The organism is Nocardioides piscis, assembly GCF_011300215.1.
Classification (GTDB): domain Bacteria; phylum Actinomycetota; class Actinomycetes; order Propionibacteriales; family Nocardioidaceae; genus Nocardioides; species Nocardioides piscis.
Genome location: NZ_CP049866.1, coordinates 700,222 through 719,572 on the forward strand (window position 1 = coordinate 700,222; position 19,351 = coordinate 719,572).

The window sequence follows — 19,351 nt, forward strand, 5'->3', positions numbered from 1 at the left end:
CCGCGACCCAGGGTGTCCCGCCTGGCGTCATCCGAGCCAAGGAGCCGACCACGTGACTTCTGACGACTCCGTCGGGCGCCAGCAGGGGGTCCTGGCGGATTGGAACGACGACCGGGGCTTCGGCTTCATCTCGCCCGCTTCTGGAGGCCCGCGTGTGTTCGTGCACGTGAGCGCGTTCCCTCGTTCTCGGCGACCCGTCACCGGGTGCGAGGTCTCCTACGCCGAGCTTCGAGACGAGCGCAACCGAGCGCGTGCCTCGGATGTGAAGTACCTGGGCGCTGTCTCCAGCAGGCATGCAGGCGCAAGCGGGCTGCCCCTCGCGCTCTTGGCCTCGACGCTGTTCTTCGCCATCCTGGTGGGTCTCCTCGTCCTGGACGAGCTGCCGCTCACGCTGTTGGCTGCATACGGCCTGTTCAGCGCAGTCGCGTTCCTGGTCTACGGGGCCGACAAGGCCGCAGCGGAACAGGGCAGGTGGCGAACCTCGGAGTCCACCCTCCACACGATCGCCCTCATGGGGGGTTGGCCAGGTGCGCTGGTCGCGCGCAGGGTCTTCCGGCACAAGACGACCAAGCAACCCTTCCGCACCATCTTCTGGCTCACGGTCATCGCGAACTGCGTGGCGCTCGCATGGTTTGTGCACGACGCGCCTTTGGCGCTGCCCTGACAAGGTGCAGTCCTGCCGCCTGAAGGCGTCGTCCTAGTCGTTGCTCATGCACGAGCCGATCTTCGTCCCGCCAGTGGCGGATCCGCACGTCGGCTGCATGGGGGCAGGTCGGGGTGGCGCAAGAGGGGGCCCGACCGAAGCTTGCGATCTAGCAGGCGGATCGCGGCGCTCCAGGGGTAGAACGGGTTTCTCCCTTGTTCGGGCGATGTGCGCTGCAACTGCCAGCCGTAACTTGGCCAACGGAGGGAATCCCGCGCGTCGCGGGAAACGGGGGCTACCCGAACACGAGGAGTTCCCATGCGACACCATCGAATCCTGACGCCCGCGGCAGTCCTCACGCTCGCCCTCGTCGTCGCCCTCCCGACCGTCTGGGCGACGCCCGGCAGCGGCGTGCTGGCGGAGCCACTCGTCACCTCCAACGTCCCCGACGGTCTCGACGCCAAGTCGAGGACCGACGGCTGGAAGGCCCGCCTCGACATCAAGGGCAGCACCGACGTGCGGACCGTGAAGTACACGGTCGCTCCGGGCGGCACGTTCGGCTGGCACTCCCACCCCGGCCCGACGATCGTCGTCATCAAGCAGGGCACCCTGACATACCTGGACAGCGAGACGTGCGAGTCGACGCACTACCCGCCCGGCACGGCCTTTGTCGACGATGGCAACCACACGCACAACGCGTTCAACCACGGCGCCGTCGAGCTGGTCTTCTACGCCACCCACCTGATGCCGGCGGGCATGCCGACCCGCATCGACGAGCCAGCCGCCGACTGTTGACGGGTCAGGGCCGTACGAGGCGGCTCCAGAGTTCCTTGGTCGGCACGGGGAATGGGAAGCGTTCCGACGAGGCGTGAGCTCGGCGGGTCGGTCCGTTGGCAGGCACTTCCGCCTGATGGGGCGCACGACTCCTGGGCCTCGGTCGATGTCGAGAACGAGCACGTGGTTGGCGGTTCCTGGTCCGGCTGGCGGAGCCGCCCTCAGGTCCGCCGACTGAAGAGCACCTTCCCGTGCTTGTCGAGGGAGTGCTGGAAGGCGGGGTCGTGGATCAGCGTGTGGTGCCTGGAGCAGAGCAACCTCCCCTGCTCGACACTCGTCCCACCGCCCTTCGACCAGGCGACGTCGTGGTGGGCGTGACACAGACCCGGCGGGGCATCACAGCCAAACGCGGTGCAGCCGCCGTCGCGCACACCCATCGCGACACGCTGGGCCTCGGAGTGGAAGCGTCGCTTGCGCCCGACGTCGAGGACCACGCTCCGCCCACCCAGCACGACCGGGATGACCCCGGCCTTGCAGGCGAGCCGGCGGGCCTCACCGGCGCTGATCCGCGCACCGGTGTCCAACGACGCGGCCTTGAGGCCGCCCAGCAGCGTCTCCAGCTCCATCGTCACCACGACCGTGGCGGGCACCCCGCCGGCCGAGGGCACCGTGTCGGCCTGCCGGGACTCGATGTAGTCCATGAACGCGCGACCCATCCGGTGACGCGACAACGCGCGCTCCCCCGGCTGCGTCGGCGCAGTTATCCCTGCCCGGGCCGGTGAGGCCAACGCCATCAGGTGCTTGCGCAACATCTCCGCGTGCAAGGTCGGCAGCGTGAACCGGCCATGGCACCTGCCCGCCCCGTCGTCGCTCATCGTGAACGACGCCGCAGCCCGCGCCTCGCGCTCCTCCGCCTCCAGCCGACGCGCCTCCTCCGCATCAGCGGCCTCGGGATCGATGACCTCGAGGAGCCGCCTGCCCAGGATCCGCAACGCCTTCGCGTCATGGTCACGCGCCTTGTCCAACAAGAAGTCCGTCGCTGCCGGAGGCACCCACTCGGCGACGTCGTCGGGCAGCGCATCGACCGCCTCCACGATGACCCGCGCCTGATCAGTCAGCAGCCCACCCGCAGCCAACGCCTCACGCACCGAGCCGTGTCGCTCGAGAGACTCCGCCAACCGACGCGTCCGGTGCGCCTCCGCCCTCGTCGTCCGGGTCTCGTGGGACCACCAGCTCGTCGTCGACACCGCGCCAGTCTCCAGGCCCGTCTCGACCGTCTCACCATGACGCAGGACCCGCATCAACAGCTCGTCGAGCTGGGCCCGCGCCCGGGTCAGAACCACCAGCGTCTCCCCCGCCTCACCCGACGACATCGACCACAACGGCGTCGCGGCAACCGACTCGACCGCGTCGACACACCGCCGCGCGGCAGCTGCGACCTGGTGGTCGAAGGAGTGAGGGAGCGCCGTCATGAGTGCACTCTTCCAGAGCCCACCGACAACGGATCGGGTCGAGAAACACCTGTCCACAGGCGGCTTTCGACCCCGGACGACTTCGCGAAGATGAGCACCGGGGCCGATGTCCCACGACCGTTCAGCCACGCAGTGTGCAGAGGTGAAACCTCAGAGATCGACCGTGACGACCTGGCTCAAGCGCCTGCTGCTGGGCCTTCTCGGGATCTACCTCGCAGTCGGCCTCGCCGGCACCGCGGGCGTGCTGATCGCAGCCGCGTCCGCCAGGCATGACGCGTCAGACGGGCTGCCGGCCGCCGAGCGTGAAGCAGACCAGGCACGAGCACAGACCCGAGGCGCCATGCAGTCGCCAACGAAAGGTGGGCCGGCGGCGCCATACGATCCGCGACCTGCGGATGCACCGTCCTACTCGTGGCGCGAGCTGCGCTGTGAGATCCGTTCGATCGACTCGGGCTGGATCGCCGTCGACTTCGAGCAGGCGTGCGACCTGGTCGACGTGGACCTCTATCCCACGTCACTGGAGCACACCGAAAGGTCGCAGGGTCACTGCCAGAGCATCCCCACCGGACCCCTCTTCGCCGACGTCGATCGATGGCCGAACGACCCGGGCACCACCCTGCAACAGCCTCCCGCCAGCATCAGCGTCGACCTGGCGACCGGTCAGCAGCTGCAAGCAGGCCCCCGCAGCGTCCGGGCCTGCACGACAGGGATCAGGACGTCACCGAGCAGCGTGCAGCTCGAAGGACACCGCCCCCAGAGCCTGCCCCGCGGCTCCTCCTGGGTCGTCGTCCGCCGTAAGGACGAGGTGTCGCGCAGCCGCCTGGGCTGCAACCCGTGGCTCGTCGTCTTCTGCGCCAGCCCGCTCCACGCACCCTGGCTCCCCGACCCGTGACCGACCCGTGACCGCCCGGCACGCGACCGTTCGTCGCGCCGGACCGACCGTTCACCGACGCGGCGTCGCCACCCGGCGACGTACTCACCCGTCCATCTCCCGCGACGACGCACCAGCGTGCCAGCGTGACGGCGATCACATCCTGTGCAAAGGAGACAGCCGTGCCCGACACACCGCATGACCAGGCTGCGCGCCACGATCCGGTCTATGACCGGCTCGCCGCGACGCCCGAGTTCGAACAGCTGCGCAGTCGCTACCGCGGCTTCGTCATCCCTGCGACCGCCGCCTTCCTCGCCTGGTATCTCCTCTACGTCATCTTGTCGAACTGGGCGCCGGGGTTCATGAACACCAAGGTGATCGGCAACATCAACGTCGCGCTCATCTTCGGCCTGCTCCAGTTCGTGACCACCTTCGGTCTCGCCTGGGTCTACAGCCGCTTCTCCAACGCCAAGCTCGACCCGCTCGCGCGTGAGCTCGAGCAGTCCTACATCGACCAGGCCGGCCACGGCGGACAGCGAGGCCAGCGATGAGCGACCAGGTCCTGACCACAGTCCTCTTCCTCAGCGTCGTCGCGCTGACGGTCGGCATCACCTTCTGGGCGAGCCGGCAGACCAAGACCGCCACGGACTTCTATTCCGGCGGCCGGTCCTTCTCCGGCTTCCAGAACGGTCTCGCCATCGGTGGCGACTACATGTCGGCCGCGTCGTTCCTCGGCATCTCGGGCGCGATCGCGCTCTATGGCTACGACGGCTTCCTCTACTCCATCGGCTTCCTCGTCGCCTGGCTGGTGGCGCTGCTGCTCGTCGCCGAGATGCTGCGCAACGCCGGCCGCTACACGATGGCCGACCAGCTCGCCTTCCGGATGAGGCAGCGCCCCGTGCGTACGGCGGCATCCATCTCCACGGTCGTCGTGTCGATCTTCTACCTGCTGGCCCAGATGGTCGGAGCCGGCACGCTGGTCGCGCTTCTCCTCGGTGTCGACAGCGAGGCGATCAAGAACATCACCATCGTCGGCGTCGGCGTGCTGATGATCTTCTACGTCGTCGTCGGCGGCATGAAGGGCACGACCTACGTCCAGATCGTCAAGGCCGTCCTGCTGATGGTCGGCTCGGCGCTGATCGTGCTGCTGGTGCTGGCGGAGTTCAACTTCAACCTCTCCGAGCTCCTCGGAGCGGCGGCTGACAACTCCGGCAAGGGCGAGGCGTTCCTCCAGCCCGGTCTGCAGTACGGCAGCACCCTCACCTCGCAGATCGACTTCCTGTCCCTCGGCCTCGCACTGGTCCTGGGCACCGCCGGCCTGCCGCACATCCTGATCCGCTTCTACACCGTCCCGACGGCCCGCGACGCGCGGAAGTCGGTGCTGTGGGCGATCGGCCTGATCGGCGCCTTCTACCTGATGACGCTGGTCCTCGGCTTCGGTGCCGCGGCCATGCTCGACCGTGACCAGGTCGACCCGGTGGAGGGCGGCAACCAGAACCTCGCCTCCCCCTGCTCGCCGAGGCCGTCGGTGGCGGCGAAGGGTCGACCGGTGGCGCCATCCTGCTCGCGCTGATCGCGGCGGTCGCCTTCGCGACCATCCTCGCCGTGGTGGCCGGGCTGACACTGGCCAGCTCCTCGTCGGTGGCGCACGACCTCTACAAGGGCGTCATCAAGAAGGACCAGCCGGTCTCCGAGAAGGACGAGGTCCGGGTCGCCCGGATCGCGGCCTTCGCGATCGGTGCCGTGGCGATCGCGCTGTCGATCCCCGCACAGCGGCTCAACATCGCCTTCCTGGTGGCCCTGGCCTTCGCCGTCGCGGCATCGGCCAACCTGCCCGCGATCCTCTACAACATGTTCTGGCGGCGCTTCAACACCCGCGGCGCCACGTGGAGCATCTATGGCGGCCTGATCTCGGCCGTCGGGCTGGTGCTGCTGTCCCCGGTGATGTCGGGAGCTCCGACGTCGATGTTCCCCGACTCGGACTGGGCGATCTTCCCGCTCAACAACCCGGGCATCGTGTCCATCCCACTGGGCTTCCTGCTCGGCTTCATCGGGACGATCTCCAGCCGCGAGCCGGAGGCCGAGGACCGCTTCACCGAGCTCGAGGTGCGTGCCCTGACCGGGGCCGGTGCGGAGAGCGCCGTACACCACTGAAAACCCTCGCCGAGTCGAGTGATGAGTCCTGTGGCGATTGCAGCCACCTCATCACTCGACTCGGCACCTTGTCGTTGAGAGAGTGAGAGACATGTCCGAAACCCTGTCCAACCTGTCCCGTGAAGAGCGCCGATTCGAGCCGCCCGCCGACCTGGCTGCCGCCGCCAACGTCAAGGAGGACGCCTATGAACGCGCCGCCTCCGACCGCGAGGCGTTCTGGGCCGAGGCAGCCGAGCGTCTCGACTGGGGCACCAAGTGGGACCAGGTCCTCGACTGGTCGAACGCCCCCTTCGCCAAGTGGTTCGTCGGCGGCACCCTCAACGCGGCCGTCAACTGCGTCGACCGTCACGTCGACGCCGGCAACGGCGACAAGGTCGCCATCCACTGGGTCGGTGAGCCCGAGGGCGACGCCCGCGACATCACCTATGCCGACCTCCAGGCGGAGGTGTCCCGCGCCGCCAACGCGCTGACCGACCTCGGCGTCGCCAAGGGTGACCGGGTCGCGATCTACATGCCGATGATCCCCGAGGTGGTCGTGTCGATGCTGGCGTGCGCCCGCCTCGGCGCACCCCACACGGTCGTGTTCGGCGGCTTCTCCGCCGACGCGCTCGCCTCGCGGGTCACCGACTGCGGCGCCAAGGTGATCATCACCGCCGACGGCGGCTATCGCCGGGGATCCGCCAGCGCGCTCAAGCCCGCGGTGGACGAGGCCGTCGCCAAGGTCGGCGACCTGGTGGAGAAGGTCGTCGTCGTACGCCGAACGGGCCAGGACGTCGAGTGGGACGACTCCCGCGACGTCTGGTGGCACGACGTGGTCGGCGCCGCCTCCCCCGAGCACGAGGCCGAGATGCACGACTCCGAGCACCCGCTCTACGTCATGTACACCTCCGGCACGACCGGGCAGCCCAAGGGCATCCTGCACACCACCGGCGGCTATCTCACCGGCACGTCCTACACCCACTGGTCGGTCTTCGACCTCAAGGACGACGACGTCTACTGGTGCACCGCCGACGTCGGCTGGGTCACCGGGCACAGCTACATGGTCTACGGCCCGCTCGCCAACGGAGCCACGCAGGTGATGTACGAAGGCACGCCCGACTCACCGCACCGGGGCCGCTGGTGGGAGATCTGCGAGAAGTACGGCGTCACGATCTTCTACACCGCGCCGACCGCGATCCGGACGTTCATGAAGTGGGGCGACGACATCCCCGCGAAGTTCGACCTGTCAAAGATCCGGGTCCTCGGCTCGGTCGGTGAGTCGATCAACCCCGAGGCCTATGTCTGGTATCGAAAGACCATTGGCGGCGCCGGCTCGGGTGGTCGTGAGGTGCCGGTCGTCGACACGTGGTGGCAGACCGAGACCGGCCAGATCATGATCAGCCCGCTGCCCGGCGTGACCGCGGGCAAGCCCGGCTCGGCGATGAAGGCGCTGCCCGGCATCGAGGTCGACGTGGTCAACGACGAGGCGGAGTCGGTCGGCAACGGCAACGGTGGCTATCTCGTCATCCGCGAGCCGTGGCCCGCGATGCTCCGCACGATCTGGGGCGACGACCAGCGGTTCAAGGACACCTACTGGTCACGCTGGGAGGGCCTCTACTTCGCCGGCGACGGCGCCAAGCTCGACGAGGACGGCGACATCTGGCTGCTTGGTCGCGTCGACGACGTCATGAACGTCTCGGGCCACCGGCTCTCCACCACCGAGATCGAGTCGGCGCTCGTGTCGCACCCCAAGGTCGCCGAGGCGGCCGTGGTCGGCGCGTCCGACGACACGACCGGCCAGGCCGTCTGCGCGTTCGTCATCCTGCGCGAGACCGCCGGCGACGGTGGCGCCGACATCGTCGAGGAGCTGCGCAAGCACGTCCAGAAGGAGATCGGGGCGATCGCCAAGCCCCGGCAGATCATGGTCGTCCCAGAGCTGCCCAAGACGCGCTCGGGCAAGATCATGCGCCGTCTCCTCAAGGACATCGCCGAGCACCGCGAGGTCGGCGACGTCACCACGCTGGCCGACTCCACCGTGATGGACCTGATCAAGGGCAAGGAGGGCGCCGGCGCCTCCTCCGACGAGGGCTGAACGCCTGTTCCGCGGTGGTTGCTGCTCCCTCCGGGCGATATCCATGGGCGATTGCGGGGTCCTCCGCCTGATTTCGCCCCGTTTCCTCCCATGGATATCGCGGAGGGGTCGGTCAGTCGTCCGCGTCGGCCTCCGCCGTACGGCGAGAGGTTGCCGCGAGGAGTGTCACCACCCCGACGACGGCGGCGAGCAGCGACGCGACCAGGATCCCGACCTTCGCCTCGCTCGTCAGGACCTCGGAGTCGAACGAGAGCCCGGCGATGAACAGGGAGACGGTGAAGCCGATGCCGGCGACCGCGCCGAGCCCACCCACCATCGACCAGGTGGTGTCGGTGGGCAGCCGCCCCAGGCCCACCTTGACCGCAAGGAACGACGCCAGCAGGATGCCGACCGGCTTGCCGAGCACGAGCCCGGCCATGATCCCCAGGCTCACCGGTGACGTCAGGGCCTCGCCGAAGCCGTCGAGCGACACACCCGCGTTGGCCAGGGCGAAGACGGGCAGCACGACGTAGGCCGAGAACGGGTGGAGGGCGCTCTGCAGGCGCTCGACCCGCCCCACGGACTCCCCGAGCAGGAACCGCATGCGGCTGAGCTCGTCTGGATCAAGACGGCGGTCCCGCAGCGCCTGGCGAGCGAAGTCGCGCGCGACGTCCTGCTTGAGCAGGGGCGTGGCGGGGGCGATGAGCCCGATCGCGACACCGGCCAGCGTCGCGTGGACGCCCGACTCGAGCAGGGTGAACCACACAGCCACGCCGACCACCGCATAGACCCAGGTGGTCCAGACCCGCAGGAGCCGCAGGCCGACCATCAGGGCGAGCAGGCCCAGCGCGCCGGCGAGCCACCACAGGTGCAGGTCGGAGGTGTAGAAGACGGCGATGACCAGGATGGCGCCGATGTCGTCGACGATCGCCAGCGTCAGCAGGAAAAGCCGCGCCGCCGACGGGATCCGCCGACCGAGCAGGCCGAGGACACCCACCGCGAAGGCGATGTCGGTGGCCATCGGGATCCCCCACCCCTTGCCGGCCTCACCGCCGCCGGTGACCAGCACATAGAGGGCAGCCGGCACCAGCATCCCGCCCACCGCGGCGACGATCGGGAGCGCCGCCGTCCTGGGGTCTCGCAGGTCGCCGTGGACGATCTCGTACTTGATCTCCAGGCCCACCACGAAGAAGAAGATCACCATCAGCGCGTCGTTGACCCAGTGCTGCAGCGTCTCCTCGATCCGCCAACCGCCGATCTCGACGCCGATGGAGGTGTGCCAGAAGGTGTCGTAGGACGACGCCCACGGGCTGTTGGCCCACAGCAGCGCCACCACGGCAGCGGCGAGGAGCAGGATCGACCCCGACGTCTCGACCCGGAGGAACTCGCGGAGCGGACGGGCGACCCGTCGCGCCAGCGGCTTGTCGCTGGCCAGGTAGGACGGTCCGCTGACCCAGAGGTCGTCCTCGGACAGGTCGTTGTGGCCGTGCGGGTTGATGGGCAAGGCAATTGCCTTTCGGGTCGCGAGCGTCGTCTCCGCGACAGCTCCTGTCGCGAGCCGACCAGACTTCCCGGCACACCAGACGTCCACCCTATCGGGCGGAGGGAGGCAGCCCTGCCTTGTGTAGGGTCGCTGCCGGAAGCAAGCGTCGATCACCTGCGAAGGACAACTCATGGCCCACATCCCGGTGAAGGACACGGAGCCGACCATCGGTGGGCTCGTCATGGACGCCAGTCGTGACATCTCGACGCTGATCTCCAAGGAGATCGAGCTGGCCAAGTCCGAGCTCAAGGTCAGCATCAAGCACGGCGGGACCGGCATCGGCCTCTTCGCCGGGGCTGCCTTCCTCGGCGTGCTGGCGATCATCATGCTGTCGGTCGCCATCGCCTACTTCCTCTCGATGACCGGCCTCCACCTCGCATGGTGCTTCCTGATCGTCTTCGCCCTCTATCTCCTGATCGCTGCGGGGCTCGCGTTCGTCGGGCTCAAGCAGGTCAAGCAGGTCAAGGCCCCCGAGCGGGCCATCAACCAGGGCAAGGAGATCCCGGCCGCGTTCAAGGGACGCGCCTGATCGCTGGGCCCCCGCCGGCCGGGCTTCAGCCCGTGCAGGTCTGGGTGTCGACCTGGTCCGACGACGTCACGCCGATCGCTGCGCTCTGCGCAACCTGGCTGGCGGTGAGGGCATAGCCGGTGTCGGGGTCGGTGACCGACGCGGCGAAGACCACTCCGACGACGTCGCCGGCGGAGTTGACGATCGGCCCGCCGGAGTTGCCCTGCCGGATCAGCGAGCGCAGCGAATAGACGTCGCGCAGCACCGTCCCGTTGCCATAGATGTCGGGCGACCGGAGCCGCTGCTCCGAGCGGATCCGCCCGGTCTGGACGTCATAGGGACCATCCTGCGGATAGCCGAGGGTCGCGATCGCGTCGCGCGGTTGCGCCTGCTTGTCGAACACCAGGTGGGGCAGGTCTCCGCTGTCGAGCGCGAGCACGGCGATGTCGATCTCGGGGTCGTAGACGACCACGGTGGCCGACACGCTCGACCCGTTGATCTCGACCTCGGGCTCGTCCACGCCGGAGACGACGTGGGCGTTGGTCATCAACCGGTCGGGCGAATAGAGGAAGCCGGTCCCCTCCACCCCGCTGCCGCAGTTGTTGCTGCCGCGCACCTTGAGGACGCTCGGCGCAGCGGCGAGCACGTCGGGATCCTTCAGCATCCGGGCCGGCCCGGGCCCGACCCGCACGATCCGCTCGGGGGCGAACGGCTCGAGATAGCGCGGGAAGAAGGAGGTGCCGACGACGTCGTTGAACGCGCCCAGGACCTGGTCGGAGCGATCCGGGAGGGTGGCGTCGACCTTCGCCAGGATCGTTGACTCGCGGACGATGGTGGTGATCGTGCCGATCCGGGTGCCCGAGACGGCGACGCCGAGCGCCCACGAGACCAGCAGCACGGCCACGGCGCTCAGGGCGGCCCCGCCCACCGCGTCCACCGCCCTGACCGGCTGCCACTTGATCCGCGCCCGCAGCCGGGCCCCGACGAACTGCAGCAGCGCCTGGCCGAGCGACGCGGACACGATGACGACGAAGAGCGCGCCCAGCGAGACCCACAGCGAGGGCGCCGCGTCACCCAGCGCGACGGGCGCGACCCAGACGCCGAACAGGCCCCCCAGCAACAACCCCGCGGTCGCAAAGGCGCCGGTGACGAAGCCCTGCCAATATCCCGACAGCGAATAGACGCCGACCAGGGCGACCAGGCACCAGTCGAGGATGTTCATGCGCGGCTACTCCTCGAAGCGGGTGTTGGGCTTGAAGTCAGCCGTGGTGGTGGCATCACCCTGCAGCATGTATGGCGGCAGGTCACGCACCCGGTCCGTGTCCCACTCGTGAGACCAGCCGACGAAGTCGAAGAGCCTCGCGATGATGCCGGCCGTGAAGCCCCACAGGATGACGTCGCGGTCGGGGCCGATCAGGAACCCCGGTCCGAGCCAGCCCGAGGGGTGGCGGACGTTGATCCGGTTCTCGGCCGCCAGCAGGTCGTCGATCTCGACGTGGTGGATCTCGTGGACCTCGTCGGGGCTGACCACGCTCACCTCGCCCCGGTGTCGCCAGTAGCCCAGGATCGGCGTCACCGCGAAGTTGGACGGCGGCAGCCACAGCTCGGGGAGCTCGGCGAAGACCTCGATCTCGGCGGGGTCGAGCCCGATCTCCTCCTCGGCCTCGCGCACCGCTGCCTCGACCGGCGACTCGCCCTCGTCGATCATGCCGCCGGGGAACGACACCTGGCCGGGGTGAGAGCGCATGTGGTGCGCCCGCTCGGTCAACAACAGCTCACCGCGCCCGTCACCGTCGGTGTCGGCGAACAGCATCAGCACCGCTCCCCGCCGCGCGGTGTTGCCCTCCGGCGGCATGAAGCGCGTGAGCTCGTGGACGGTGATGTCGTTGGCGCCGCGTGCCACCGGCGCCAGCCAGTCGGGCAGGCTCACAGCCGCACCTCGAGGTGCTTCTCGACCATGTCGACCAGCTCGTCGACCGACTCGATCACCACCGCCTCGACGTGGGTCACTGTCTTGTCCTCGTCCACGAACGCGAGATAGGGCAGGCCGCGCAGCGACGGGATCGCGGCCTGTCCGTTGATGTCGCCGCCCGGGTCCTGGACCAACCGATAGGTGACGCCCGTGTCGCGGACGAGCTGGCGCGCCTCGTCGGTGTTGGCGTCCTGGTAGTCGATGCCGAGGAGGGGCACGCGATCGCCGTACGACTCGTGGAAGTCCTGCAGGACCGGCATCTCCCCGCGGCAGGGACCGCACCACGACGCCCAGATCGAGATGACCGTCGGGCCGGACAGCTCGCCGAGGTCGACCTCGTCGCCGCCGTCGAAGCCGGCCAGGGTGACGTCGGGCAGCCGGGCAACCCCGGGCTCGTCAGCCGGAGCACTGCAACCGGTCGCCAGGAGGGCACCCAGCACGACGATCGCGGCCAGCCGGATCATGCCGGACCCTGGGTGCGGACGAGCTTCTCGGCCTCGACCGGGTCGGTGGGGCCAGCGCCGAAGGACGGGCACAGGCGCGCCACGGGGCAGGCACCACAGGCCGGCTTCTTGGCGTGGCAGCGTCGCCGGCCGTGCCAGATCAGGTGGTGGCTGAGCATCGTCCAGTCGCGCTTGGGGAACAGCGCCGCGATCGCGTGCTCGACCTTGACCGGGTCGGTCTCCTCGGTCCAGCCGAGGCGGCGCACGAGCCGGCCGAAGTGGGTGTCGACGGTGATGCCGGGGACGTCGAAGGCGTTGCCGAGCACGACGTTGGCGGTCTTGCGGCCCACGCCCGGCAGCGTGACGAGGTCCTCGAGCCGGCCCGGCACGCGGGCGTCGTAACGCTCCACCAGCGCCTGGCTGAGCTTGAGCAGGGCGTCGGTCTTGGCCCGGAAGAAGCCGAGCGGTCCGACGATCTGCTCGAGGTGCTCGCGAGGGGCGCCGGCCATGCTCGTGGGGTCGGGATAGGCCGCGAACAGGGTCGGGCGCACGGCGTTGACCCGGCGATCGGTCGTCTGGGCGCTGAGGACCGTCACGACCAGGAGCTGGAACGGGTCGTCGAAGTCGAGCTCGCAGCGTGCGTCGGGATAGGTCTGCGCAAGCACCCTGTTCACCTTGCGGGCACGGCGAACCAGCGAGGTGTCGGGGGGCGGAACAGCCACCGTGGCAGGGCGAGCGGGCACGCGCGAAGCCTACGACCCGGCACCCACACACCCCTCGCGGTGGGCCCAGGGGCCCCCGCGGGGTGAGACATGGCACCAATTGGCGGTGTGTGACCCACACCACGGCTAGGATGCACAAACCTGTGCCGAAAGTGACTCGGGACGTTTGTGAATCAGGCCCAGAGGGCCGCCAAGAAGGTTGGAGGACCCGGTGGACAACGACGTTTTGCGTCAGGCGCCGCTGTTCAGCGCGCTCGACGACGAGGCAGCCACCGCGCTGCGCAACTCCATGACCGAGTCCACGCTGCGCCGCGGTGACGTGCTCTTCCACGAGGGAGACTCCGGCGACAAGCTCTACGTCGTCCTCGAGGGCAAGGTGAAGCTCGGACGCTCGTCCTCCGACGGTCGCGAGAACCTGCTGGCGATCATGGGCCCCGGCCAGATGTTCGGCGAGCTGTCCCTCTTCGACCCGGGTCCGCGCTCGGCCACGGTCACGGCCGTCACCGACGCCGCCTTCGCCTCGCTCTCCCACGAAGACCTGCTGAAGTGGCTCGACGGCCGCCCGATCGTCGCCCGTGGCCTGCTCTCCCAGCTCGCTGCCCGCCTGCGCAAGTCCAACGACGTCGTGGCCGACCTGGTCTTCTCCGACGTGCCCGGCCGCGTCGCCAAGGCGCTGCTCGACCTTGCCGACCGCTTCGGACGCACCGCCGACGACGGCGTCCACGTCCACCACGACCTGACCCAGGAAGAGCTGGCCCAGCTGGTCGGCGCCTCCCGCGAGACGGTCAACAAGGCGCTCGCCGACTTCGCCTCCCGCGGCTGGCTCCGCCTCGAGCCCCGCTCGGTCGTGATCTTGGACGTCGAGCGGCTCTCCAAGCGCGCGCGCTGAGATCACTTCCGCCTGACTGACCCCCGAACGGACGCCCAGCTGCGTCTGTGTCCTTGAAGGGGGTGCCCATGACCGACCGGTCCGCGTTCGACGAGTTCGTCCACGCGCGCAGCGGCGCCCTCGCGCGCACGGCCTATCTCCTCACCGGCAACCACCACACCGCCGAGGACCTCGTCCAGCACGCCCTGCTCCAGACAGCGCGGCACTGGGAACGGATCGCCACCTCGCCCGAGGCCTACGCCCGCCGGATCATGTATCACCAGAACATCTCCTGGTGGCGCAAGCGTCGCTTCACCGAGACCACCCTGGGTGCGTATGACGACGCCATCCCGGCCGCCGACAACGACCTCCGGCTCTCCCTGGAGGCCGCGCTCGCCCGGCTGACGACCAAGCAGCGCACCATCCTCGTGCTGCGCTTCTTCGAGGACCTCACCGAGGTCCAGACCGCCCACGCCGTCGGCGTCTCCGTCGGCACCGTGAAGTCCACGACGCGCCACGCCCTCGCCCGGCTCCGCACCCTCGCCCCCGACCTCGCCGACCTCGTAGGGGTTGACTCATGAGCCTGCACGACGAGCTCCAGCGGATCGCCGACGACGCGCCCCGACCCGACATCGACCACTCCCTGTGGGACCGCGGCCGCTCGCTGCGGCGCCGCGACCGGCTCATGACGTCCGCCGTCGTGCTGGTGATGGTGCTGACCATCGGTGGACTGGTTGCGCTGGTCACCGGACCGCAGCCCTCTGTCGGGCCGGCCGACGACACCGTGCCCGGGGGAGCGATCCCGAGCCGGATCGAGGACTTCCCGGCGCGCTTCGTCAGTGGCCCGGAGGCCGAGCACGGCACGGTGTCGTGGTCTGCAGACGTGGTGGAGCGCAACTTGGCTGTCGGACGCGTTGCCGCGGCGTTCTCGACCGGGGAGATCGGGTCGCTCCCCGTTGCGATCACGGCCGACGACGGCGCCTACCACCCACTGTCGCTGCCCGGCTGGATGGGAGCGGGGACCATCAACGACTCGAGCGGCCCGTCCGGCCTGGCTGTCTCTCCCGACGGCGGCCACCTCGCGTATGCGTGGTGGGACCCAGCCGCTCCCCTCGACGAACCCATGCCCTCCGGCATCCGGGTCGTGGATCTTGCCACTGGCGCTGTCCAGACCATCGCCCTCACGGGCGGGAACGGGGTGCGCGTCCGCACGATCACCTGGTCGCCTGACTCCAGGTGGCTGGCGTGGTCGGGGGACCAGCTGGCGTCGTGGACGCCACACAGCAGCGGAGGTGGGATCACCGTCGCCGGGCGCGTGGAGCCCTGGGGGAACACCCAGGAGAACGTGCCTGTCTCCAGCTCGCGCCGATCGGTCGGCACCGTCGCGGTCGCCAACGACGGCAGCCTGGCGCTCGGTCTGCAGTCCGGAGCGCTCCTCCTCGGCGCCGAGACGCGCGCTCCTCGCAGGCTGCCCCGCGCTGACGGAACACCCGGCGCTTTCTCCCCGACGGCGAGGTGCTCGCGCTCGAGACCCGGATCCCTGGCCCGCTCTCGTCGTCGGTGCAGGTCGACCCGGTCAAGTCGCTGCGTCATCTCTTCCCGGACGACACGATCGGGCCAGCCACCGTCAGACCCATGGGCTGGCTCGACGACCGGCTGCAGCTGCTCCTCGTCCAGGAGTCCTTCGACGACGACGCAGAGTTCGTCGTCACCACGCCCACCGAGACCCAGACCAGCACCTGGCGCCGCAGCGTCGGCACAGTGGCTCCCGGCGCCGCCCAGTCGCTGAGCGTCGCCGTCGACCTCATCCCCGACCTCGACGGAAGGTCGGCGCAGCGGCTCACGCACGACTTCGGCGAGCCGAAGTGGGCGGGGCGCGACATCTCGTGGCTGATCGGCCTCGGCGTGGCCGGCGCCCTGAGCGTGCTCTACGGCCTGCGGTGGGTGTGGCGTCGCCGGACGGGGTGAGCCCTCAGTGGGAGGCCAGATAGGCCAGCTGCGCGCGCACCGACAGCTCGGCGGCGCCCCACAGGACCGGGTCGACGTCGGAATAGACCATCTCGACCACCCGTCGCGGGAGCTCGTCGGTCGCGATGCCCTCGGGGTGCGGCTGGGCGGCGAGCGTCGACATGGCGTCGCGGACCTGGTCGAGGCGCGACTGCCGGTGGGCGATGTAGTAGTCGAGCGCACCCAGCGCGTCGTCGATCACCGGCCCGTGCCCCGGCCAGACCGAGGTGATCCCGCGGGACGAGCACAGCGCGTGGAGGCGGTCCAACGACGAGAGATAGGCCCCCAGCTCACCGTCGGGGTGGGCGACGACGGTGGTGCCGCGGCCGAGCACCGTGTCGCCGGTCAGCACCGCCGACTCCGACGGCACCACGAAGCACAACGAGTCGGCCGTGTGGCCGGGGGTGGCGACGACGTGGACCTCGAGGTCTCCGACGGGAACGACGTCGCCGCCGGCAAGTCCTTCCGAGCCCAGGCGATAGGCAGGGTCGAGCGCGCGGACCCCGCAGCCGTGCCGCTCGGCGAAGTCGCGCGCCGCCTCGGCGTGGTCGGCGTGGTGGTGGGTCAGCAGGACCCCGACGACGTCCTGCCCGACGGCGGAGACGGCGTCGAGGTGGGAATCGATCGTCGGTCCCGGGTCGATCACGAGCGACTTCTCACCCGACGAGAGCACCCACGTGTTGGTGCCGTCGAGGGTCATGACGTCGGCGTTGGGGGCCAGCACGCAGGTCGCCGAGGCGCCGAACGTCCCGCCGGCCCAGCTCACCGAGACTCCAGCAGCGCTTCATAGAGCGGGGGCGTGGAGAGGGTGAAGTCCTCGCCGGTGGAGACCACCTCGGGGGTGAACATCTCGACCGTCCGCTGCCCGGCCTCGACCAGCACCTCGGCGACGCTGGCGTGCTGGCCGACGTCGAGGCAGGTGAGGTATGTCGGCGGCAGCATCAGCATCTCGCCGTCCTCGACGGCAGCGACCGCGTCCATGGCCGGCAGCCAGGTCACCGACGACGACTCGCTGGACACGTCGCGCGCGTGCTGGCCCTCGGGCAGCAGCGCCGCGAAGAACCAGGTGCGATAGCGCCTCGGCTCGAAGACGGGCGTGAGCCAGCCCGACCAGGCACCGAGCAGGTCGGTGCGCAGCACCAGCCCGCGACGGTCCAGGAAGTCGGACATCGACAGCTCGCGCGACTCGAGCGCCACCCGGTCGGCCTCCCAGTCGTCGCCCGTCGTGTCGCTGACGACCGTGTCGGCCGTGGGACCGGCCAGCAGCACCCCCGACTCCTCGAAGGTCTCGCGGACCGCCGCGCACACCAGCGCCCGGGCGAGGTGCGGCTCGCAGCCCAGGGTCGTCGCCCAGTCCGCGACCGACGGCCCCGACCACGTGGGGTCGTCGTCGAGGTCCTCGGAGAAGTCGCGCGGGTCGACTCCGCCGCCGGGAAAGACACACATGCCGCCGGCGAAGGCCATCGACGTCTGGCGCCTGAGGAGATAGACCTCGGGCCCGCTGTCGCCGTCGCGCAGCAGCACGACGGTGGCGGCGTTGCGCGGCTCGGCCGGCGTCGCCATACCGGAATCGAAGGCGCGCGCCTGGTCGATCAGCGCCTGTGGGAGCGGCGCACGTCGAAGCCGCACGTCAGCCTGCGACCTCGACGACGAGCTCGACCTCGACGGGTACGTCGAGGGGCAGCACGGCGACGCCGACGGCCGAGCGGGCGTGGACCCCGCGGTCGCCGAACACCTCACCGAGCAGCTCCGAGGCCCCGTTGGCGACCTTGGCCTGGTTGGTGAAGTCGGTCGTGGACGCCACGAAGACGACTGCCTTGACGATCCGGGTGATGTCGTCGAGCGAGCCGATCTCGGCCTTGATCGCGGCGAGTGCGTTGAGGGCGCTCTGCCGGGCACAGTCGTAGGCCTGCTCCTCCGTCACCGCACCCCCGACCTTGCCGACGGCGATCATCTCGCCGTCACGCGCCGGCAGCTGGCCGGCGGTGAAGACGAGGTTGCCGCTGCGAGCGGTCGGCTGGTAGGCCGCGAGCGGGGGGACGACCTCCGGTACGGTGATCCCGAGCTCCGCGAGCCGCGCCTCCGCACCCATCAGGCGGCCTTCGGCCGCTTGAGGAACGCGACGAGGCCACCCTGGGCGTTGGTGTGGATCGCCACCAGCTCCCAGCCGTCCTCGCCGAAGTTGTTGAGCATCAGTGCTTCGTTGTGGAGCGGAATCGGCGCCACCTGGTAGTCCCACTTGGTCATGTTCCGCACCCTACTCGGACGTGGTCGGGAGCCTCCGTCAGGCCACCAGCAGGCGCAGCGTCTCCTCGCGGGCGGGCCCGGAGCCGGCAGGCGTGCCGGTGAAGGCGCCGGCGACGGGGTGCACCATCACCTCGTCGACCTCGAACTCGGACGCGAGCTCCTCGATCCGGCGCCGGGCCGCGACGGGCTCGTCCACGATCCAGCGGCGCAGCATGGCCGCCGCCAGTCCCTCGTGGGCCGGCGCCACCGGCGCCGCCTCCGCCTCCTCGACGAGGCGCTGCGACGCGAGCCGACCGCCCGTTCGCAGCGCGACCATCGCCTGGACCTGCGGCAGCGCCAGGCGCCTTGCCGACTCGGCGGTCTCGGCGACGGCTGCGTTGACGGTGAGGAACGTCCGGGGTTCGGGGTGAGCCTCGGAGGGCTGGTAGGAGGACCTGTAGAGCGCGAGCGCCTCCGCCGTGCCCTGGCCGGCGAAGTGGTGGGCGAAGACGTAGGGCAGGCCGCGCGCCGCCGCGAGCCGGGCGGAGTAGTCGGACGAGCCGAGCAGCCAGATCGTCGGCACGCTCGCTGCCTGCGGGGTCGCCCGCAGCGGCTCGCGGCGCCCGCCGACCGACATCTCGACGCCGTCGGGGTGCATCAGGGTGGCCACGTCCTCGACGTATTGCGGGAACTTCGCGACCGCGTCGTCGGCGGCCGCCGTCGCTCCGCCCCGGAGCACGTAGCGGGTGAGCATGTCGGTGCCGGGGGCGCGGCCGATGCCTAGGTCGATCCTGCCCGGGAAGGCCGCCTCCAGCAGCGCGAACTGCTCGGCGATGACGAGCGGCTCGTGGTTGGGCAGCATCACCCCGCCCGACCCGACGCGGATCTGGGTGGTCGCAGCAGCCAGCAGCGCGATCAGCACCGGCGGGTTCGTCGCTGCCACGGCCGGCATGTTGTGGTGCTCGGCGACCCAGTAGCGGCGATAGCCGAGCTCGTCGGCCGTCACCGCCAGGGACCGCGAGGCTGCCACCGCGTCGGCGGTCGTCTGGTCGGTGCGCACGGGCACGAGGTCGAGGACGGAGAGGGCAAGAGTCACAC

Annotated in this window: 23 protein-coding genes; 11 read left to right on the top strand and 12 right to left on the bottom strand. The window is 69.9% G+C overall.

The window, feature by feature from the left end; genetic code table 11:
- The first annotated feature begins 52 nt into the window (after positions 1–52).
- On the top strand, positions 53–664 hold the full coding sequence (locus G7071_RS03545; RefSeq protein ID WP_166314963.1) for a DUF1294 domain-containing protein: 612 nt from the start codon (positions 53–55) through the stop codon (positions 662–664).
- 297 nt (positions 665–961) lie between these two features.
- Positions 962–1,438, top strand: a complete 477-nt coding sequence (locus G7071_RS03550) for a cupin domain-containing protein (RefSeq protein WP_166314966.1) — start codon at positions 962–964, stop codon at positions 1,436–1,438.
- A 200-nt stretch (positions 1,439–1,638) separates the two neighbouring features.
- Here G7071_RS03550 and G7071_RS03555 read toward each other — a convergent pair whose 3' ends face one another.
- Entirely contained in the window at positions 1,639–2,889 is a 1,251-nt protein-coding gene (locus tag G7071_RS03555; RefSeq protein WP_166314969.1) for an HNH endonuclease signature motif containing protein, read from the bottom strand.
- A gap of 163 nt (positions 2,890–3,052) precedes the next feature.
- On the opposite strand from G7071_RS03555, the gene G7071_RS03560 reads away from it, so the two are divergent.
- The 5 genes from G7071_RS03560 to acs all read left to right on the top strand — a co-directional run bounded on the left by G7071_RS03560 (position 3,053) and on the right by acs (position 7,985).
- The gene (locus G7071_RS03560) at positions 3,053–3,781 is read left to right on the top strand and encodes a hypothetical protein (protein ID WP_166314972.1); all 729 of its coding nucleotides are present in this window, start codon (positions 3,053–3,055) and stop codon (positions 3,779–3,781) included.
- Positions 3,782–3,942: 161 nt separating this feature from the next.
- A complete protein-coding gene (locus G7071_RS03565; protein WP_166314975.1) occupies positions 3,943–4,311 on the top strand; it encodes a DUF485 domain-containing protein in 369 nt (122 codons plus the stop codon).
- Positions 4,308–5,333: a solute symporter family protein gene (locus tag G7071_RS19925; RefSeq protein ID WP_425489411.1), complete on the top strand. Its 1,026-nt coding sequence runs from the start codon at positions 4,308–4,310 to the stop codon at positions 5,331–5,333. The genes G7071_RS03565 and G7071_RS19925 overlap by 4 nt, the downstream gene beginning before the upstream one ends.
- A 35-nt stretch (positions 5,334–5,368) precedes the next feature.
- Positions 5,369–5,914, top strand: a complete 546-nt coding sequence (locus G7071_RS19930; RefSeq protein ID WP_425489412.1) for a solute symporter family protein — start codon at positions 5,369–5,371, stop codon at positions 5,912–5,914.
- A gap of 91 nt (positions 5,915–6,005) precedes the next feature.
- On the top strand, positions 6,006–7,985 hold the full coding sequence (gene acs / locus G7071_RS03575; RefSeq protein WP_166314977.1) for an acetate--CoA ligase: 1,980 nt from the start codon (positions 6,006–6,008) through the stop codon (positions 7,983–7,985).
- A gap of 112 nt (positions 7,986–8,097) precedes the next feature.
- Here acs and nhaA read toward each other — a convergent pair whose 3' ends face one another.
- Complete coding sequence (gene nhaA / locus G7071_RS03580; protein WP_166314979.1) at positions 8,098–9,468, bottom strand: Na+/H+ antiporter NhaA; 1,371 nt, start codon at positions 9,466–9,468, stop codon at positions 8,098–8,100.
- Between the two features lie 169 nt (positions 9,469–9,637).
- Here nhaA and G7071_RS03585 point away from each other — a divergent pair, with 169 nt between their 5' ends.
- Positions 9,638–10,036 (top strand): phage holin family protein, encoded by a 399-nt coding sequence (locus G7071_RS03585; RefSeq protein ID WP_166314981.1) that lies wholly within the window; start codon positions 9,638–9,640, stop codon positions 10,034–10,036.
- Positions 10,037–10,061: 25 nt separating this feature from the next.
- On the opposite strand, the gene G7071_RS03590 is transcribed toward G7071_RS03585, so the two are convergent.
- From G7071_RS03590 to nth, 4 genes are read right to left on the bottom strand one after another with little or no spacing between them, the layout of a single operon-like run.
- Positions 10,062–11,237 (bottom strand): MarP family serine protease, encoded by a 1,176-nt coding sequence (locus tag G7071_RS03590; protein ID WP_166314983.1) that lies wholly within the window; start codon positions 11,235–11,237, stop codon positions 10,062–10,064.
- A gap of 6 nt (positions 11,238–11,243) precedes the next feature.
- The gene (locus G7071_RS03595) at positions 11,244–11,945 is read right to left on the bottom strand and encodes an NUDIX hydrolase (RefSeq protein WP_246210346.1); all 702 of its coding nucleotides are present in this window, start codon (positions 11,943–11,945) and stop codon (positions 11,244–11,246) included.
- Entirely contained in the window at positions 11,942–12,451 is a 510-nt protein-coding gene (locus G7071_RS03600) for a TlpA family protein disulfide reductase (protein WP_166314985.1), read from the bottom strand. The genes G7071_RS03595 and G7071_RS03600 overlap by 4 nt, the downstream gene beginning before the upstream one ends.
- Positions 12,448–13,173 (bottom strand): endonuclease III, encoded by a 726-nt coding sequence (nth, locus tag G7071_RS03605; protein ID WP_246210347.1) that lies wholly within the window; start codon positions 13,171–13,173, stop codon positions 12,448–12,450. The genes G7071_RS03600 and nth overlap by 4 nt, the downstream gene beginning before the upstream one ends.
- A 190-nt stretch (positions 13,174–13,363) precedes the next feature.
- Between nth and G7071_RS03610 the strand changes: the two genes are divergently transcribed.
- Both G7071_RS03610 and G7071_RS03615 read left to right on the top strand, forming a co-directional pair.
- Positions 13,364–14,041 carry a Crp/Fnr family transcriptional regulator gene (locus tag G7071_RS03610; RefSeq protein WP_166314987.1) on the top strand — a complete coding sequence of 226 codons (678 nt, stop codon included), beginning with the start codon at positions 13,364–13,366 and terminating at the stop codon, positions 14,039–14,041.
- A 68-nt stretch (positions 14,042–14,109) separates the two neighbouring features.
- Complete coding sequence (locus tag G7071_RS03615; RefSeq protein ID WP_166314989.1) at positions 14,110–14,601, top strand: SigE family RNA polymerase sigma factor; 492 nt, start codon at positions 14,110–14,112, stop codon at positions 14,599–14,601.
- A 400-nt stretch (positions 14,602–15,001) separates the two neighbouring features.
- Here the strand turns inward: G7071_RS03615 and G7071_RS18800 are convergent, their stop codons facing one another.
- A complete protein-coding gene (locus G7071_RS18800) occupies positions 15,002–15,415 on the bottom strand; it encodes a hypothetical protein (protein ID WP_215727634.1) in 414 nt (137 codons plus the stop codon).
- Between the two features lie 120 nt (positions 15,416–15,535).
- Between G7071_RS18800 and G7071_RS18805 the strand changes: the two genes are divergently transcribed.
- The gene (locus G7071_RS18805; RefSeq protein ID WP_215727635.1) at positions 15,536–15,988 is read left to right on the top strand and encodes a hypothetical protein; all 453 of its coding nucleotides are present in this window, start codon (positions 15,536–15,538) and stop codon (positions 15,986–15,988) included.
- A gap of 4 nt (positions 15,989–15,992) precedes the next feature.
- On the opposite strand, the gene G7071_RS03630 is transcribed toward G7071_RS18805, so the two are convergent.
- From G7071_RS03630 to G7071_RS03650, 5 genes are read right to left on the bottom strand one after another with little or no spacing between them, the layout of a single operon-like run.
- Positions 15,993–16,793 carry an MBL fold metallo-hydrolase gene (locus G7071_RS03630; protein ID WP_246210348.1) on the bottom strand — a complete coding sequence of 267 codons (801 nt, stop codon included), beginning with the start codon at positions 16,791–16,793 and terminating at the stop codon, positions 15,993–15,995.
- Positions 16,790–17,656 carry an NUDIX hydrolase gene (locus tag G7071_RS03635; RefSeq protein WP_246210349.1) on the bottom strand — a complete coding sequence of 289 codons (867 nt, stop codon included), beginning with the start codon at positions 17,654–17,656 and terminating at the stop codon, positions 16,790–16,792. Before G7071_RS03635 ends, G7071_RS03630 begins: the two co-directional genes overlap by 4 nt.
- Before the next feature lies 1 nt (position 17,657).
- On the bottom strand, positions 17,658–18,119 hold the full coding sequence (locus G7071_RS03640; RefSeq protein WP_425489413.1) for a RidA family protein: 462 nt from the start codon (positions 18,117–18,119) through the stop codon (positions 17,658–17,660).
- On the bottom strand, positions 18,119–18,274 hold the full coding sequence (gene sp36, locus G7071_RS03645) for a Sp36 family protein (RefSeq protein ID WP_166314996.1): 156 nt from the start codon (positions 18,272–18,274) through the stop codon (positions 18,119–18,121). Before sp36 ends, G7071_RS03640 begins: the two co-directional genes overlap by 1 nt.
- A gap of 37 nt (positions 18,275–18,311) precedes the next feature.
- A complete protein-coding gene (locus G7071_RS03650) occupies positions 18,312–19,349 on the bottom strand; it encodes an LLM class flavin-dependent oxidoreductase (RefSeq protein WP_166314999.1) in 1,038 nt (345 codons plus the stop codon).
- Positions 19,350–19,351: the final 2 nt, after the last annotated feature.

Excerpts from the sequence above, each read along its gene's own strand:
- G7071_RS03550 (WP_166314966.1), top strand. The coding sequence starts at position 962 with ATGCGACACCATCGAATCCTGACGCCCGCGGCAGTCCTCACGCTCGCC.
- G7071_RS03555 (WP_166314969.1), bottom strand. The coding sequence starts at position 2,889 with ATGACGGCGCTCCCTCACTCCTTCGACCACCAGGTCGCAGCTGCCGCG.
- G7071_RS19925 (WP_425489411.1), top strand. The coding sequence starts at position 4,308 with ATGAGCGACCAGGTCCTGACCACAGTCCTCTTCCTCAGCGTCGTCGCG.
- acs (WP_166314977.1), top strand. The coding sequence starts at position 6,006 with ATGTCCGAAACCCTGTCCAACCTGTCCCGTGAAGAGCGCCGATTCGAG.
- G7071_RS03585 (WP_166314981.1), top strand. The coding sequence starts at position 9,638 with ATGGCCCACATCCCGGTGAAGGACACGGAGCCGACCATCGGTGGGCTC.
- G7071_RS03590 (WP_166314983.1), bottom strand. The coding sequence starts at position 11,237 with ATGAACATCCTCGACTGGTGCCTGGTCGCCCTGGTCGGCGTCTATTCG.
- G7071_RS03600 (WP_166314985.1), bottom strand. The coding sequence starts at position 12,451 with ATGATCCGGCTGGCCGCGATCGTCGTGCTGGGTGCCCTCCTGGCGACC.
- G7071_RS03615 (WP_166314989.1), top strand. The coding sequence starts at position 14,110 with ATGACCGACCGGTCCGCGTTCGACGAGTTCGTCCACGCGCGCAGCGGC.
- G7071_RS03640 (WP_425489413.1), bottom strand. The coding sequence starts at position 18,119 with ATGGGTGCGGAGGCGCGGCTCGCGGAGCTCGGGATCACCGTACCGGAG.
- sp36 (WP_166314996.1), bottom strand. The coding sequence starts at position 18,274 with ATGACCAAGTGGGACTACCAGGTGGCGCCGATTCCGCTCCACAACGAA.